Genomic DNA, 225 nt, shown 5'->3' on the forward strand with positions numbered 1-225 from the left:
CGGCGAAGGTCTCGAGGTGCTGCTTCACCAGGAGGGTGGTGGGGACGAAGAGCTTGTCGCCGGGGTAGCCGCGCTTCGCGGGCGCGTACGCCAGGACGAGGTACTCCTTCGTGGTCTTCACGGCGTTGCGACCGCCGCTGGCGACCTCTCGCTGGGTGAGCTCGAGGAACTTGCCGATGCCGTGGGTCGCGTGCACGACCACGTCGCCCGGCGTGAGCTCCAGCG

The 225-nt window shown here is 69.3% G+C and carries 1 protein-coding gene; it reads right to left on the minus strand.

Translation table 11 applies throughout. The features are described from left to right. A partial coding sequence (locus tag QM517_RS18140) for a CarD family transcriptional regulator (RefSeq protein WP_283289558.1) occupies positions 1 to 225 on the minus strand: 225 nt, incomplete at both ends.

The sequence above is a fragment of the Microbacterium sp. IEGM 1404 genome (assembly GCF_030056775.1).
Taxonomy (GTDB): domain Bacteria; phylum Actinomycetota; class Actinomycetes; order Actinomycetales; family Microbacteriaceae; genus Microbacterium.